Below are 15,385 nucleotides of genomic sequence, written 5' to 3' on the forward strand. Positions count from 1 at the left end.
TTGGCTCTCCTCAAATCTAAACGGAATTGGGGCAGGTGATACCCTGCCCCATATGTCAAACCTGTGACAGGTAGATTAGGCAGTTGCTTATTCAGCAACAGCTTCTTCTACCGGAGCGTCTTCCAGAGCGCCGAGGTCAACACCAGCAGCACCCAGCTGAGCGGACATGCCGTCCAGGGCTGCGCGGGCAACCAGGTCGCAATACAGGGTGATGGCGCGCGAGGCGTCGTCGTTGCCGGGGATGATGAAATCAACACCGTCCGGCGAGCAGTTGGTGTCGACGATGGCCACAACCGGGATGCCCAGTTTTTTGGCTTCGGCGATGGCCAGAGCTTCTTTTTTCACGTCGATGACGAAGAGCAGGTCAGGAACGCCGCCCATCTCGGCAATACCACCAAGCGAAGCCTGCAGCTTACCCTGGTCACGTTCCATGCCCAGACGCTCTTTCTTGGTGAGGCCTTCGGCGCCACCTTCCAGTTTTTCGTCGATTTCGTTCAGACGCTTGATCGACTGGGAAACGGTTTTCCAGTTGGTCAAAGTGCCACCCAACCAGCGGTGGTTCATGTAATACTGTGCGGATTTCTCAGCAGCTTCGGCGATGGGGCCTGCGGCCTGACGCTTGGTGCCAACAAAAAGAACGCGGCCGCCTTTTGCGACAGTGTCACGCACGATCTGCAGAGCCTGGTCCAGCATTGGGACGGTCTGGGTCAGATCCATGATGTGGATGCCGTTACGCGCACCATAGATATAGGGTGCCATGCGTGGGTTCCAGCGCTGTGTCTGGTGACCAAAGTGTACGCCTGCTTCCAGCAGCTGGCGCATGTTGAACTCGGGAAGAGCCATGCTTGTATTCCTTGTTTCCGGTTTCAGTCCTCGGTGGGGGTCTCAGAGCGGATGCTCCAACCGGCGGTCTGGTTAGGGATTTCTCCCCCAATCAGGCCAAACCCCACCTGCGGGTTTGATGGCGCGCGTATAAGTCAGGTTTTGGCCATCTGCAAGCGCTATTTACGCAAGAGCTGATGGCCCTGACGCACCCTGGCCTCACAGGCGGCCGCAAGCGCCTTGCGATTGGCGAAATCAGCAACCCTGAGCGGCGCGTGATAGATCAGCTCCACCCTGCCCTGACGCCCGGAAGCCAGCGTTTTCAAAAGATGTGGTGCGAAGTCCATATCGCCCCACCAGCCATAAAACCGCTCTTCGCGCCCCAATGGCGCATGGAACACCACGGAAACCGGCTGGATATAGCTGATATCGCGCAAATGATCGCTAAAGAAGGCCGCAAAGAGCGTTGTTTTAAAGGGCAGCACGCGCAGCCCATCTGTTGAAGTGCCTTCCGGGAAAAACAACAGCTTGTGCCCCGCTTTCAGGCGGGCTTCGAACAGATCAGTCTGCTCTTTCGCACGCGCCGGATTGCGTTCGATAAAGACGGTGCCGGTGGCCCGTGCCAGCCAGCCAATGCCTGGCCAGGCCGCCACTTCGGCCTTTGAGACAAAATAAATCCGCTTCCTGGCATTCAGGGCAAAGATATCCAGCCAGGAGGTATGGTTTGCCACCACCGCTCCGCGTTGGCGCATCAGGCTGCCGCGGGTCGAGAACCCAATGCCCAACACCCGAAAGGCGTTGCGACAGACAAACTGGGTAATAAAAGGCGTAACAGGCCGGTGCAGCCCGCAGAAAGGACGTTCAAACAGGCGCACCAGCAGCAATAGGATCAGACCGCCAAAGACCAGGCCGCCAAGGACGCAGGCGCGCAAAACCACCAGCAGCCAGCCAAGGGCCGTGATGCGCAGCGGCTCGGGCGCTTTGCCTTCATTCCAGGTTGCAGACATTTACCCCTGGCCCTCGATCTTGCTGCCGCTATAGATCCGCTTTTGGCGCGCCGTCATCTGCGCCGTATCCAGGATCATGCAGACGTCCGTTGTGTTGAAATCACGGTCAATATAGGCGCCATCGCCCACACGCCCGCCCAGCCGCAGATAGGCCTTGATCAGGGCAGGACAGTCAATCATCGCACGCCTGCGGTTTATCTTGTCTGGCGGCAAAAGATCCATGCGCTGATAGCACCGTGAGCGACAGAGCAGCTCTTGCGGGGCCAGATAATCCTGGCGCAACACGCTGAGCGGGCCTGCCAATGCCTCAAGATCTGTTCCGGCAAAACTGGCCACCCCAAAAAGCACCTCGATCTGATGCGTTTCTACATAGGCGCTCAGCCCGGACCACAGGTAAAACAGCGCCGTGCCGCCGCGATAATCCGGATGCACGCAGGACCGGCCAAGCTCTAGCAAGCGCCGACCAGAGCTGATCAGCGCGCCAAGGTCATATTCTGCCTCAGAGTAAAACCGCCCGGCCTTTTGGGCCTGATCGTTCCGCATCAGCCGGTATACGCCAATGACCCGGCCTGTCGCGGTCTCGGTGATCAGCATATGATCACAAAAGGCGTCAAACTGATCCTTTTCCAGCCCGGACTGATGATCAACCAAAGCGCCATCAGCTCCCATCTCTTGGACAAAGACCTCATAGCGCAGGGCCTGCGCGGCCCGCAGATCAGAGTCGCTCTGCGCCAGAGAAACTGTGAATTCTGATTGTGGATCAGCCATGTAGTGGGGCTTTCAAACTGCTTTTCCGGCTGCAGTTAGACTGGGACGGCGCCGATAGGCAAGGTTTTCGCAAAATTCTCTGGGCTTTCTTAACGATTCATAAACCGCTATGGCTCATTCACTAGAATCAAGGGCACGCGAGCGCCATCAAAGACGAGTTTTCCTTGGTCTGGAAAATTGACAGTAATTTTGCCCCCTGCGTTGGACTGGACCTGTCCTGGTCCCCAATCAGGATGATCCGGGTGCAGCACGCGCATACCTGGGGCAAGAAAAGCATTGAGGTCGATCATTGAGATGGCCCAATTCGGAGGAATGTTATGGCCGTAGATACCGCTAATTTGGCCGCTTTGATAGGGTCGAGGATCTGTCACGATCTGATCAGCCCTGTTGGCGCCATCAACAACGGGTTAGAACTGCTTGGAATGTCAGGCACAATGGCTGGACCCGAGCTGGAACTGATTTCAGACAGCGTGCTGAACGCCAATGCCCGCATCCGGTTTTTCCGCGTGGCCTTTGGCGCCGCAGGCGACCAGCAGATGGGGCGCGCCGAGGTACTCTCGGTGCTGGACGATATCAGCAAGGGCGGCCGGATGAAGTTCCAATGGGATCCTTCTATGGCGGGCAGTAACCGGAGCGACGTGCGCATGGCCTTTCTCGCAGCGCTGTGTTTGGAAACGGCCCTGCCCTATGGCGGTCTTGTCAAAATATCCTGCGAGGACGGCAAATGGACTGTGACCGGCGAAGGTCGCAAGGTGAATGTTGACGACGCTTTGTGGGGCTATTTAGACGGAAGCGATGCGACTGCAACCGTCACGCCGGCCCTGGTCCAATTCGCGATGCTGCCGGCCGCCGCGCAGGAAGCAGACCGCAAAGTCTTTTACGACCATACCCTGGAAAAAATCACCCTTCAGTTTTAAGAACTGCTGTTAAGGTGCTGTAATAAATAAAAACCCCGCCATGTTGTGCGGGGTTTTTGCTTGTTTATGGCGAGGTCGAGCCCAATCCCAAATCGGGTCCTAAACCCGGCCCTGACTTCGGACCTAGCTTCTGACTGTGCCGTCTCCCCGGGCCAAATACTTTAAGCTCGTCAGCTGTGCCGCGCCAACCGGTCCGCGTGCGTGCATCTTACCGGTGGCAATTCCGATCTCAGCCCCCATGCCAAATTCGCCGCCATCGGCAAATTGGGTCGAGGCATTGTGCATCAGGATCGCACTGTCCAGCTCGGTGAAAAACTGGGTTACGGCGGCTTCGTCCTCGGTGATGATGCAGTCCGTATGCTGCGAGTGGTATCTGCGAATATGTTCGATTGCTGCCGCGATATCGGCGACGGGCTTTGCGGCAATCACCCTATCCAGGAACTCTTTGCCCCAATCCTCCTCGCAGGCAGGCTGCATGTCAGCTGGGCCAACCAGACCGGCGGCGGCGTGAATTTCCACCCCGGCGGCGGCCAGAGCGTTTAGCACATCACGGCCGATCGTCTCGACAATACCCTGATGGATCAGCAGGCATTCCGCCGCGCCACATATTCCGGTCCGGCGGGTTTTAGCGTTCAGAACCACCTCAAGTGCCTTTTTCCGATCCGCCGCTTTATCCAGGTAGATATGCACGATGCCTTCGAGATGGGCAAAAACAGGCACCCGGGCTTCGCGCTGCACCAGCCCCACCAGCCCCTTGCCGCCGCGCGGCACGATGACATCGACGTAGTCCGTCATGACCAACAGCTCTTGCACCGCAGCGCGATCGCGGGTGGGGATCAGCTGGACCGCGTCTTCAGGCAGGTTCGCGTCTCGCAACCCCTGCACCAGACAGGCATGAATGACCTGACTCGAGTGAAAACTCTCGGAGCCGCCGCGCAGGATCACGGCATTGCCGGATTTGAGGCATAGCGCACCCGCATCTGCGGTCACATTGGGACGGCTTTCATAGATCACGCCGATCACACCAAGCGGCGTTCTCACCCGCTGGATTTTCAACCCGGTGGGCTGCTCCCATTCCGCCAGCACCTCACCCACCGGATCTGCCTGCTCGGCCACGGCGCGCAGACCATCAACGATGCCCTGAATGCGGGCCTCGTCCAGCATCAAGCGATCCATCATGGCCGGCGACAGATCTTTTGAGCGGCCATACTCAAGATCCAGTTTATTGGCCGCGATAATCTCAGCCCGGCGGGCCCAGACCGCGTCCGCTGCGCCAATCAGGGCTGCATGTTTGCGTTCTGCACTGGCTGTTGCCACGATTTGCGCCGCGTGTTTTGCACGGATGCCAAGGTCCGCCATCAATGCGGGGATGTTTTGAATGTCGTTCATACGTTTCAGAGCCTTTGATGATCTTGGCTGGAGCCGCCCGGTCGGTAAGTCTGTAAGTCGGCCTGTCGCCCGGTGGGCCTGCCGGCCAGTCGCCACAAGATAGCGACAAGCGGCACAAGGTTTCCAGCACCAAGTAGAGGGATCAGAGCGCCATATCGTCCCGGTGGATCAAAGCAGCCCGGCCGGGGTATCCCAGCGTGGCCTCGATCTCAGCGGATTGGCGCCCCTGAATGGCACGGGCCTCATCGCCAGTATAGCGTGACAGGCCCTGCCCCAGTTTACGCCCCTCCGGGCCCAGGATGGCCAGGGGATCGCCCCGGCCAAAGTCACCCTCCACATGACGCACCCCAGCGGGCAGCAAGCTGTTTCCATTCTGCAGCGCCCGCGCGGCACCTGCATCCACTGTAATCACACCGCGGGTCTTCATCGCCGCGATCCATCGCTTGCGCGCCACCTGCGGGTCCTCCTGAGCAGAGAACCAGGTGCAGGTTGCACCATCTTCCAGCGTTCTCAGGGGGTTCAGGGGCGATCCTTCCGTGATCACCATGGCGCATCCGGCCGCTGTTGCCATTTTGGCGGCAAGAATTTTGGTGATCATGCCGCCTTTGGACAGCCCTGACACACCATCACCGGCCATAGCCTCGATCTCGGGCGTGATGACATCAATCTGGTCGTATCTCACCGCCTTGGGGTCAGCACGGGATTGGCGCTGTAAAAGCCATCGACATCCGACAGCAGCACCAGCACATCGGCGCCAACCGTCACCGCCACCTGGGCGGCAAGCCGGTCATTGTCCCCATAGCGTATTTCATCCGTCGCGATGGTGTCATTCTCATTGACGATCGGCACAGCACCCAAAGAGATCAATGTCTCCAGTGTGGCGCGCGAATTCAGATAGCGGCGACGGTCGGCACTATCCTCCAGCGTGACCAGCACCTGAGCTGTGGTGATGGTATGCGGCGCCAATGCCTCTTCATAGGCGCGGGCAAGGCGAATCTGGCCCACGGCAGCTGCGGCCTGGGATTGCTCCAGCGGCAAAACGCTGCGTGGCAGCTGCAACACCTCACGCCCTAAGGCAATCGAGCCTGAAGAGACCAGAATGACATCCTTGCCCTGGGATTTGAGCCAGGCCACGTCATTGGCCAGCGAATGTAGCCAGCCGGAACGCAGCTTGCCCGTCTTGCGATCCACCAAGAGGGCAGAGCCAATTTTGACGACGATCCGTTTGGCGTTTGTCAGGTTGGCGTTTGTCAGGGCCGCCAAGGCGCTTCCTCCTCGACGGGCTTTTGGCGGATGCGGTCGTCGTCGATCTCCGCACGAACCGCACGCAGCACCTCGCTCAGCCCCTCGCGGCTGACACCAGCCAGCATCAAAACCTTGTCCCCAACCACAGCCTCAAGGGCGGCGCGGGCTTCGGCGCGCTCGTCATCGTCGAGGGCATCAATTTTGTTCAGGGCGGTGACGCGCGGCTTGGTTGCCAGCTCGCCGCCATAGGCCTCGAGCTCATCAATGATGGTCTGATAGTCGCCAGCCACATCCTGCGAGGTGCCATCAACCAGATGCAGCAAAACCGAGCAGCGCTCGACATGGCCCAGAAACCGGTCACCGATGCCCTTGCCCTCATGGGCGCCCGCAATGAGACCCGGAATATCAGCCATGACAAATTCTGTGTTATCAATGCCTACCACGCCCAAGTTCGGGTGAAGTGTGGTAAAGGGATAGTCGGCAATTTTGGGCCGCGCATTCGAGCTGGCGGCCAAAAAGGTCGACTTGCCCGCGTTGGGCAGGCCCAGCAGGCCAGAGTCTGCGATCAGTTTCAGCCGCAGCCAGATGGTGCGGTCAACACCCTCCTGGCCGGGATTTGCGCGCCGTGGCGCCTGGTTGGTCGAGGATTTAAAGTGCAGGTTGCCAAAGCCGCCGTTGCCGCCCTTGGCCAGCTGGACCTTTTGGCCGATCTCGGTCATGTCGGCGAGAACGGTTTCCTGGTCTTCATCCAGAATCTCCGTGCCAACCGGTACCCGCAGGATGATTTCCTCGCCGTCCTTACCGGTACGCTGACGGCCCATGCCGGACTGGCCATTGTTGGCAAAGAAATGCTGCTGATAGCGGAAATCGATCAGCGTGTTAAGCCCATCAACCGCAACGGCCCAGACTGAGCCGCCCTTGCCGCCATCGCCGCCATCGGGACCACCGTATTCAATGTATTTTTCGCGACGAAAGCTCACGCAGCCGTTGCCGCCGCCACCCGAGCGGATGTAGACCTTTGCCAGATCGAGGAATTTCATGGGGCTCCTTACTGCGCAGTCAGCCCGGTGGGCGCGGCGCGGAAATACGAATGGGTCAACGGGGGCAAATCACTGCCCCCGTTTCTATGTCTGCGGATTGCCTTACCTGAAAGCGCGGGCCGCGCCAATCACAGTTTTCGGCTATAGGTCCATGTAGGAACATTTGCATTGCGGCTCACCGAAAAGGTCTCGGCATCCCCGAGGTATTCAAAGCCGGAATGGATCATCACACGCGCCGAGGCCGGGTTGTCCTGAAACACCGTGGCAAACATGGCGGCGTTTTTAAGCGGGTTGGCCGTGACCAGGGCCTCAAGCGCCTCGGAGGCCAGACCAGTGTTCCAAAACAACGGCACAATCCAAAAGCTGACCTCGGACTGGTTGCGATCCATCCGCTTCAGACTGATGATCCCTTTCAGCTCATCGCCATCATCCGGGGTACCATCAATGGCCCAGATGTCTTCCTCACGTTCAGACGCCTTCGCCCGGGCGACAAAAGCCTCGACTGCACCGGGGGGCATGGGATGCGGAATAGAGCTGGTCATGCGCGCCACCCGCTCATCGCCGGTGTAAAGCGCAATGAGACCACTGTCGGAGTCCCGCAGCGGACGTAGCACAAATCGGCTGGTTTCTATTACCGGCTGATTGTTCACAAGATCCAGGCTCATATCTCTGCTCCTTTTCGCAAAGAGGTCGAAGAAGATGGCTCACTCAAGAGGAGGGCAAGAGGAACTGGGGCTGGACAAGAAGGCCGCCTCGAACGCGAAGAGCCCTTTCCAAACCTGCCCCGGAAGGGGCGATACCAGTTTCGTGCCAAGAAACCATTGAAAATACATATTGCTGCGCAAAGCTGGCGCAAAAAGAAAAGGGGACCGGCAGTTGCCGATCCCCTCGTTGTTTAAAACCTTGCGGGTCGGTTTACTCAGCGGCCTCCGCCACTGGGAGAACCGATACAAAGGTGCGGCCTTTCAGGCCTTTGTGGAAGGTGACCGCACCATCAGAGGTTGCAAAAATCGTGTGATCTTTGCCAAGACCTACGCCCTCACCCGGCCAAAACTTGGTGCCGCGCTGACGAATGATGATGTTGCCTGCGATGGCCGCCTGGCCACCATAGAGTTTCACGCCGAGGCGGCGACCCGCTGAGTCGCGGCCGTTACGGGAGGAACCACCAGCTTTTTTATGTGCCATTCTGTCTCTCCTTAGCCTTTAGCCAGATCTTTGGCCTGTGCAACCCATTCGGGTTTCACTTTGACCGCGTCAATACCAGCAATGTCGTCAGCAGACAAGGCTGCGATCTGGGCAAAGCTTGTTAGACCAGCCTCAACCAGCTTTTTGGAGGCGGCGGGGCCTACACCTGTCAGCTGAGTGAGATCGTCTGCGCCAGCGGCTGCTGCCGGAGCGGCCTTTGGGGCGACTTTAGGAGCTGCTTTGGTTGCACCCGATGCCAGGATCTCAGTGATCTTGGCCAGGGTCAGCTTCTGACGGTGGCCTTTGGTGCGCTTGGAAGAGTGCTTCCGGCGACGCTTCACAAAGTGAATGAGCTTTTCGCCTTTGATCTGGTCGATCACTTCTGCTTTAACAGCAGCGCCATCTACCAAAGGAGCGCCAACAACAGGTGTGTCACCACCAAGCATCAGAACTTCGTCGAACTGGATTGTTTCGCCAGCATCAGCAGCCAATTTTTCAATGCGGAGGATATCACCCGCCTGAACTTTGTACTGCTTGCCGCCAGTCTTGAGGACCGCAAACATATGCGTGTTTCCTTTATCAACCGCGTCCTTTGGTCCCCAGATCAGGGCGTTTCGGCCAAAAAGGCCACCTCGAACAGCGCGTCCCGTCAGGGGACGTATTACAAAATTAACCCGGCACAGAGAATCCGGGCCGGGATGGCGCATTTGTCTCATAATGCTGGTGGCTGTCAACCCTGCACAGGAGAAGAAACAACCAAGAAACCACGCAGCCTCTGCCCTATATGATCTTGGATACCTTTCGCAGCACCGGTTCTGCAAGACACGCGCCTTAAAGTAAGAGAGGCTCTCTATGGAGAACTGGTTCAGATATCCTCGCCCTGCCCCAGTTCCTTCATGCGAAAAGCAAGTTCTTCAAAGCGGTTGGCAGTGATTTCAAACTGCACGGCGTTCAGTAGCTCATAGACGCGTTGCATCAAGGGCGTTTCCAGCGCTTCGACATATAATTCCAGATCGGTATCGCTGAAACCCTGATAGGTATACGCAGAGGCCGCCAGACTGGAGGCCCGCATAGACATGCGCATCTCAGGCTCCTGTTCCCGTTGCAACGCCCGCAAGCCCGGCGCATCCAGTTGCAACTCGATGATGCCCGCAGCACTGGCTGCCATCAAAAAGCGAAACTGGATCTCCTGCACTGATTTTAGCCCGGATCCCGCCGCGTCAATCGCCTGTCCCATCCGCTGATACAGCGCAAGACGCGCGCTGCCGGATTTAACCAGGTCTGCAATAATGCGCTGTCCCGCGATCTGCTTGATCTCACCCTCTTCTACCAGATGCGCTGCATTTTCGGCCGCCACCAGGCGTTGACCCAAATCACTGGCATAAAACTGCGCCGCATGGCCAAGGGCGTCATCCTCAAGTGTCTCGGTCAGGATCTCAAGCGCGATATCGCGCATTTTACTTTTGTCAAAAACACTGCGCGACAAGCGGGTCCAGTCAGAGCCAAAATCACTTGCAGACAAGCCCAACATGTTTGGTGCGTCGCTAGCCGAGAGGGCGATACTGTCCAGGGCAACATCAAAGCCCGTCACCTCAAGAAAGGCCTCAATCTTGCTGCGGTCGGCCGCCTGAGCAAAAGATGGCAGGACCAGCGCGACAAAGCCACATGCAACCAGGGCCCGCGCCAGAAGGAAAAATCGTTTTGAAAGCTGTCTCATATCTGAAACCTAGGGGAAAACTCCGACCAAACAATGAAAAAATGAGTTTCTCATGAGAAGTTGAAAAACCCTCTTGCGTCGCACCGCGTTCAGCCTTAGACGCTCCACCACCAGACCCCCGCGGAGAGGTGCCGGAGTGGTCGAACGGGGCGGTCTCGAAAACCGTTGAGCCTTCACGGGTTCCCAGGGTTCGAATCCCTGTCTCTCCGCCACTTAAACCCAAGTTTTTTAATGTTTTTCATTAGCTTGGGTGCCTTCTTGAGACAATTCACTGAGCCTAACCCACACTTCAACCCATGCTTCGCTATCTTGTGGAACTCCCCAACTAGCGCCGCATCACTCACGTATGATGGCGGTAGGAACGTTCGACAGCCGTGCCCATAGCATGAGAAAGGGCCAATTCCGCAAGGTCGCGGTCATAGGCATTCGCACCGCACCAATCGCGGAAGGTGCTGCGGCAAGTGCTTGGCGTTCACGGACAAGCCTCTTGTCGAAACGCCAGGACACGAGATCGCACTTGCGCGGGGGCCTGTTGAGAATGACGACACAGACTACGGCTTGCTGCATGTAGCGGCGGTGGGCAGAACTCTGCGCCGGTAATTTTTGGGCGCGCGCCCCCAGATCTTCGATCCTGTCCGCGACAGAGCATATCCGCCTTTTTCCATCCAGGCAGATAGCATTTCATATTTGGTCTTGTCCGCCAACGCGGCTTGGTCCCGGAGGTCGCTTAAGATGAACCCATGGCAGTCAGACCCTCGTCCATTGATCCTCCCCCACCGAACCGGTCCGCCCCTATTGTTAGGAAACGGAGGATCAAAGATGGGAAACAATCGGCTCCAGCAGGAGAATGATCGACTACCCCGGATGGTACCGGACCTGACGCCAGACTAGCTCACCCTACCGGAGGCCGCACGGGTATGTGCTCTAGATACTCTCAGGAAACCTCAGTCTATAGCCATCGCCACAGTCTGTGGTTTTAGGCATCAAGCGTTTTAGGCATCAAGCTCTGTGTCCCAGTAAAGAAAGTCCATCCAACTGTCGTGCAAATGATTGGGAGGGAATTTACGTCCGGTGTTGCGCAGCTCTTCGGCTCCTGGACGCCGGGGAGATTTCCGCAGAGACATTCCCAGGAGATGAAGCGATTTGGACCCCTTCTTCAAATTGCAGGGCGAACAGGCTGCCACCACGTTTTCCCAGCTGGTGATCCCGCCAGCCGCGCGTGGCACCACATGGTCAAAGGTCAGATCGCCCCGTGCGCCGCAGTACTGACAGCAAAACTCGTCGCGCAAAAATAAATTAAAGCGCGTGAAGGCCACGCGCTTTTGAGGTTTTACATAGTCTTTCAGAACCACAACGGAGGGTATTCGGATCTCCGTACTGGGGCTATGCACGACCGCATCATATTCCGCCAGAATATCCACCCGGTCCAGCCAGGCTGCTTTGACAGCGTCCTGCCAGCTCCACAATGAGAGAGGGTAATATGACAAGGGGCGGTAGTCCGCATTGAGAACCAGTGCAGGATGCTGTTTCAACACCCCGGGATCCCTCACAAATTCAGTTCTGAAATCGCCGTCCATAATGCTACGTCTTCCTCACCCTGTCTGCCTGTCTTTGGCACCAGAGCGGGGAACCCGCCCCAGCATATGTTTAACTATATATCGTGGTTTACGTCTGACAAGCCCCGGCCTGCCGCAGGATATCTCCTGATCGCTAGCATCCGCCCATGACGGGCCCATGACAGGCCTGTGACAGACCCGCGACAGGCCATCGATAGGCCAGCGTCAGGCCTGAGGCGGAGAAACGGGCGTTGCCCAAAACCCTGACTTGTCAGCGTCGGTCTGGCTGCCTATTGCTGCCTGATGACTCGCCTTATCCGCTTTAACAAACCCTATGATTTTCTGCCCCAGTTTACCGATTCCGGGAGCGAAGGCAGTGCGCGCAAGACGTTGAGCGCCTATATCGACTGCCCCGGCGTCTATCCTGCGGGCCGGCTGGATCGCGACAGCGAGGGCTTGATGCTGCTGACCGACACAGGCCCCCTGCAGGCCTGGATCAGCGACCCGCAGCACAAAATGGCCAAAACCTACTGGGTTCAACTCGAAGGCCAGCCGGATACTGCGGCTCTCACAGCCCTGTCAGAGGGGGTTGAGCTAAAAGACGGGCGCACCCGTGCGGCCAAGGCGCAGATGATGCCAGAGCCAGAGGGGCTATGGGCCCGTACACCGCCGATACGAGAGCGGAAATCCATCCCAACCAGCTGGATCTCACTGACGTTACAAGAAGGCAAGAACCGCCAGGTGCGCAGAATGACGGCTGCGGTTGGCTTTCCAACACTGCGCCTCATCCGCTACAGCATTGGGGCCTGGACGCTCAACGGGTTGGCGCAAGGCAGCTGGGAAGATCTGGAGCCTCCCACAATACCGGCCCGGGCAAAACCATCGCAATTGCCAAACCGACAGGCCATTGCGCGCCGCGCATCCGCCAAGGCGGCAGAGGAAAAAACCGCCAAGGCAGCTGAATTTCGCAAAACGGGCGGCAAAAAGCGCCCCTCAAAGAGCAAGCGGCGCAAAGACTGACAAATGTCACAGCGCCACCGAGGGCAGGTCGCCTCCTCAGGATCTAAAAGTGGTCAGATCCGAGGAGGCATCTGTGTCAGAGGCCGAGCTTGTCGCGCATAAACGCCAGCGCAACACTCAACCCATCCGGGGCGATGCCGTGGCCAGTGCCCTTCATAATATGGGCAAAGACGTCCTTGAACCCGGCTTCACCCAGGGTTTCAGCTGCTTCGGGCAGGGATTGTGGTGGCACCACATCATCGGCGTCGCCATGCACCAAAAGGATCGGCATCCGGCTGACGACCTCATCCTTAAACGTGTCAGGTGACAAGAGTCGGCCCGAGAAGGCGACAATCCCGGCCACGGCATCCTCGCGGCGGGGCGCGACATGCAGGCTCATCATGGTGCCCTGTGAAAAACCAAAGAGCACAACCTGCTCTGGCAGCACATCTTCGTCCACCATCAGCGCGTCAAGAAAGGCGTTGAGGTCTTCTACGGCGGCATTCATCCCCCGCATGCTTTCTTCCTCAGAAGATCCATCAATCCAGGGGATCGGAAACCACTGGTAGCCCATGGGCGAGCCGACGCAGTTTTCCGGCGCATCGGGCGCCACAAACAGCGTGTCCTGAAGGTGTTCACCCAACGGGTCGGCAAGCCCCAAAAGATCGGCGCCATTGGCGCCATAGCCATGCAAAAACACCACAATCGAGCGGGTTACCCCGGAGAGCGGCTCTTTGCGGTCTGCTTTCAGTACACGAGTCATCGGATCCCTTCCCTGTCTTTTGCCACATGGTAATAGGCCCAGAGGATGCGGGCCGCAACTGAGCGCCAGGGCGACCAGTCTTCGGCTATCAATTTCAGCTCACGCTCGGTGGGGCGCTTTTCCAGATCAAACAGCACCCGTGCCGCTTCTTGCAAAGCAAGGTCTCCGGGCGCAAAGACATCGGCGCGCCCCAATGAAAACATGGCATAGATCTCGGCGGTCCAGACCCCAACCCCTGTCACCTTTGTCAGGGTTTTGACCACGTCCAGCGTTGCCAGATCGCGCAGCCCGTCAAAATCGATAGCTTCCTGCGCCAAGGCACGGGAATAGCGTATCTTTTGACGGCTAAGCCCTGCCCCGCGAAGATCCTCTTCCGTGGAGGCCAGGATCTCGGCTTCGGTTGTCAGCTGCGCCTCCACCAGGCGTTTCCAGATCGCTCGCGCCGAAGCGACGCTCACCTGCTGGCTCACAATCGCGCTCAACAGCTCACCAAACCCATCGGGTTTGCGTCGCAGCGGCAAAGGTCCGCAAAGCGCTAAAGCCTCGGCAAACCTTGGCTCATGCTGCGCAAGCCAGTCCGCGCCCTCTGTCACGCAGGCGTCTGATTGGATGATACGACCCGCGGCGGGCCCGGCTGCGAGAATGATTGACGTCACGTCAAAAGTCCTTAACCCGTTATCTTTGTCGCCAACATTGTACCAATGGGTCGCTTGCGGCTTGTTCAGTGCAACTATGGGCGCTACGCATCCCATATGACAGATAGCATGACCACCCAAAGCGACCGCGTCGCCAAGAAAAATGTCGCCATCCTGGTAATGGCCCAGGCGTTGCTCGGCGCACAAATGCCAATGATCTTTATCATTGGCGGCCTTGCCGGGCAGTCTTTGGCCTCCAACCCCTGTTTTGCCACCCTGCCGATCTCGCTGATCGTGGCAGGTTCGATGCTGGCGGCGACGCCCATTTCCGCCATCATGCAAAAATGGGGTCGGCGCGCGGGATTCTTCACCGGCGCGAGTTTTGGAGCGCTGGGGGGGATTGTGGGGGCCTATGGGCTTTATCTTGGGTCTTTCCCCGTCTTCCTGCTGGGCAGCCTTTTGACCGGCGTCTACATGAGCGCGCATGGGTTTTATCGCTTTGCGGCGACGGACACTGCCTCAGAGAGCTTTCGTCCAAAGGCAATCTCTTATGTCATGGCGGGCGGACTGCTCTCGGCGTTGATCGGGCCGCAACTGGTCAAAGCCACCAGCCAGATCTTTGTGATCCCGTTTCTGGGCACATATCTTGCGGTGATCGCCATCAATGTCTTTGGCTCTGGTCTGTTTCTGTTCCTAGACATTCCAAAACCCGAAGCACCCCGTGATGATCTGCCCCGAGGCCGCAGCCGGTTGGAGCTGCTGAAGACGCCAGCCATCGCTGTGGCTGTCATCTGCTCCATGGTGTCTTACGCGCTTATGAACCTGGTGATGACTTCCACGCCGCTGGCCGTTGTTGGCTGCGGCTTCACCGAAGGCAATGCGGCCGATGTGGTGTCACTGCATGTGCTGGCGATGTATGTGCCCTCGTTCTTTACCGGACATTTGATCGCGCGTTTTGGGGTTCACAAAATCGTCGCAGCCGGCCTGCTCATTCTCGCCGCTGCCGGGGCTGTGGCGCTGCAGGGCGTTGAGCTGGAAAACTTCTTTGTTGCTCTGGTCCTTTTGGGCCTTGGCTGGAACTTTGGCTTTATCGGTGCCACTACAATGCTGGCCGGCGCCCATGAGCCCGAAGAGCGCGGCCGTATGCAGGGGTTGAATGATTTGCTGGTCTTTGGCGGTGTCACCATGGCCTCACTGGCCTCGGGTGGGTTGATGAACTGCTCTGGCGGCAGCCCGGTTGAGGGCTGGAGCGCCGTCAATATGGCAATGGCGCCCTTCCTGGTGCTCGCCGGGGGGGCCTTGCTCTGGCTGGCGCTACGTCCCAAAGAGGCATGATCACCTC

The 15,385-nt window shown here is 58.1% G+C and carries 16 protein-coding genes, 1 tRNA gene and 1 pseudogene; 4 read left to right on the forward strand and 14 right to left on the reverse strand.

From position 1 onward, the window contains the following. Positions 1 to 87: 87 nt before the first annotated feature. The 4 genes from rpsB to B4968_RS03180 form a co-directional block, all read right to left on the reverse strand. A complete protein-coding gene (gene rpsB / locus B4968_RS03165; protein ID WP_083096539.1) occupies positions 88 to 843 on the reverse strand; it encodes a 30S ribosomal protein S2 in 756 nt (251 codons plus the stop codon). Between the two features lie 158 nt (positions 844 to 1,001). Continuing rightward, complete coding sequence (gene olsA / locus B4968_RS03170) at positions 1,002 to 1,829, reverse strand: lyso-ornithine lipid O-acyltransferase (RefSeq protein ID WP_083096541.1); 828 nt, start codon at positions 1,827 to 1,829, stop codon at positions 1,002 to 1,004. Continuing rightward, complete coding sequence (gene olsB, locus B4968_RS03175; RefSeq protein WP_083096543.1) at positions 1,830 to 2,597, reverse strand: L-ornithine N(alpha)-acyltransferase; 768 nt, start codon at positions 2,595 to 2,597, stop codon at positions 1,830 to 1,832. It abuts the gene before it with no gap. 107 nt (positions 2,598 to 2,704) lie between these two features. Further along, on the reverse strand, positions 2,705 to 2,887 hold the full coding sequence (locus B4968_RS03180) for a DUF3553 domain-containing protein (protein WP_083096545.1): 183 nt from the start codon (positions 2,885 to 2,887) through the stop codon (positions 2,705 to 2,707). Between the two features lie 27 nt (positions 2,888 to 2,914). Between B4968_RS03180 and B4968_RS03185 the strand changes: the two genes are divergently transcribed. Further along, entirely contained in the window at positions 2,915 to 3,514 is a 600-nt protein-coding gene (locus tag B4968_RS03185; RefSeq protein WP_083096547.1) for a histidine phosphotransferase family protein, read from the forward strand. Between the two features lie 123 nt (positions 3,515 to 3,637). Here the strand turns inward: B4968_RS03185 and B4968_RS03190 are convergent, their stop codons facing one another. From B4968_RS03190 to B4968_RS03220, 7 genes and pseudogenes are all read right to left on the reverse strand, one after another. Continuing rightward, positions 3,638 to 4,903 (reverse strand): glutamate-5-semialdehyde dehydrogenase, encoded by a 1,266-nt coding sequence (locus B4968_RS03190; RefSeq protein WP_083096549.1) that lies wholly within the window; start codon positions 4,901 to 4,903, stop codon positions 3,638 to 3,640. Between the two features lie 142 nt (positions 4,904 to 5,045). Next, positions 5,046 to 6,157: pseudogene (proB, locus tag B4968_RS03195) on the reverse strand (glutamate 5-kinase). Continuing rightward, a complete protein-coding gene (gene obgE / locus B4968_RS03200; RefSeq protein WP_083096552.1) occupies positions 6,154 to 7,188 on the reverse strand; it encodes a GTPase ObgE in 1,035 nt (344 codons plus the stop codon). Before obgE ends, proB begins: the two are co-directional and overlap by 4 nt. 128 nt (positions 7,189 to 7,316) lie before the next feature. Continuing rightward, positions 7,317 to 7,853: a GNAT family N-acetyltransferase gene (locus tag B4968_RS03205; RefSeq protein ID WP_083096555.1), complete on the reverse strand. Its 537-nt coding sequence runs from the start codon at positions 7,851 to 7,853 to the stop codon at positions 7,317 to 7,319. A gap of 250 nt (positions 7,854 to 8,103) precedes the next feature. Next, positions 8,104 to 8,373 (reverse strand): 50S ribosomal protein L27, encoded by a 270-nt coding sequence (gene rpmA, locus B4968_RS03210; protein ID WP_083096557.1) that lies wholly within the window; start codon positions 8,371 to 8,373, stop codon positions 8,104 to 8,106. 11 nt (positions 8,374 to 8,384) lie between these two features. Beyond that, the gene (gene rplU / locus B4968_RS03215; protein ID WP_083096559.1) at positions 8,385 to 8,936 is read right to left on the reverse strand and encodes a 50S ribosomal protein L21; all 552 of its coding nucleotides are present in this window, start codon (positions 8,934 to 8,936) and stop codon (positions 8,385 to 8,387) included. A gap of 302 nt (positions 8,937 to 9,238) precedes the next feature. Further along, positions 9,239 to 10,090 (reverse strand): DUF2059 domain-containing protein, encoded by an 852-nt coding sequence (locus B4968_RS03220; protein WP_083096562.1) that lies wholly within the window; start codon positions 10,088 to 10,090, stop codon positions 9,239 to 9,241. Between the two features lie 122 nt (positions 10,091 to 10,212). On the opposite strand from B4968_RS03220, the gene B4968_RS03225 reads away from it, so the two are divergent. Then, a tRNA-Ser gene (locus B4968_RS03225) sits at positions 10,213 to 10,302 on the forward strand. A gap of 780 nt (positions 10,303 to 11,082) precedes the next feature. On the opposite strand, the gene B4968_RS03230 is transcribed toward B4968_RS03225, so the two are convergent. Beyond that, complete coding sequence (locus B4968_RS03230) at positions 11,083 to 11,667, reverse strand: HNH endonuclease (RefSeq protein WP_083096564.1); 585 nt, start codon at positions 11,665 to 11,667, stop codon at positions 11,083 to 11,085. 282 nt (positions 11,668 to 11,949) lie between these two features. Between B4968_RS03230 and B4968_RS03235 the strand changes: the two genes are divergently transcribed. Next, positions 11,950 to 12,666 carry a pseudouridine synthase gene (locus tag B4968_RS03235; protein ID WP_083096567.1) on the forward strand — a complete coding sequence of 239 codons (717 nt, stop codon included), beginning with the start codon at positions 11,950 to 11,952 and terminating at the stop codon, positions 12,664 to 12,666. Positions 12,667 to 12,742: 76 nt separating this feature from the next. Here the strand turns inward: B4968_RS03235 and B4968_RS03240 are convergent, their stop codons facing one another. Further along, a complete protein-coding gene (locus tag B4968_RS03240; RefSeq protein WP_083096569.1) occupies positions 12,743 to 13,408 on the reverse strand; it encodes an alpha/beta hydrolase in 666 nt (221 codons plus the stop codon). Next, a complete protein-coding gene (locus tag B4968_RS03245; RefSeq protein ID WP_241525523.1) occupies positions 13,405 to 14,064 on the reverse strand; it encodes a DNA-3-methyladenine glycosylase family protein in 660 nt (219 codons plus the stop codon). The genes B4968_RS03240 and B4968_RS03245 overlap by 4 nt, the downstream gene beginning before the upstream one ends. Positions 14,065 to 14,160: 96 nt before the next feature. Here B4968_RS03245 and B4968_RS03250 point away from each other — a divergent pair, with 96 nt between their 5' ends. Beyond that, positions 14,161 to 15,378, forward strand: a complete 1,218-nt coding sequence (locus B4968_RS03250; protein WP_083096574.1) for an MFS transporter — start codon at positions 14,161 to 14,163, stop codon at positions 15,376 to 15,378. The last annotated feature ends 7 nt before the right edge of the window (positions 15,379 to 15,385 follow it).

The organism is Pseudophaeobacter leonis, assembly GCF_002087335.1.
GTDB lineage: Bacteria > Pseudomonadota > Alphaproteobacteria > Rhodobacterales > Rhodobacteraceae > Pseudophaeobacter > Pseudophaeobacter leonis.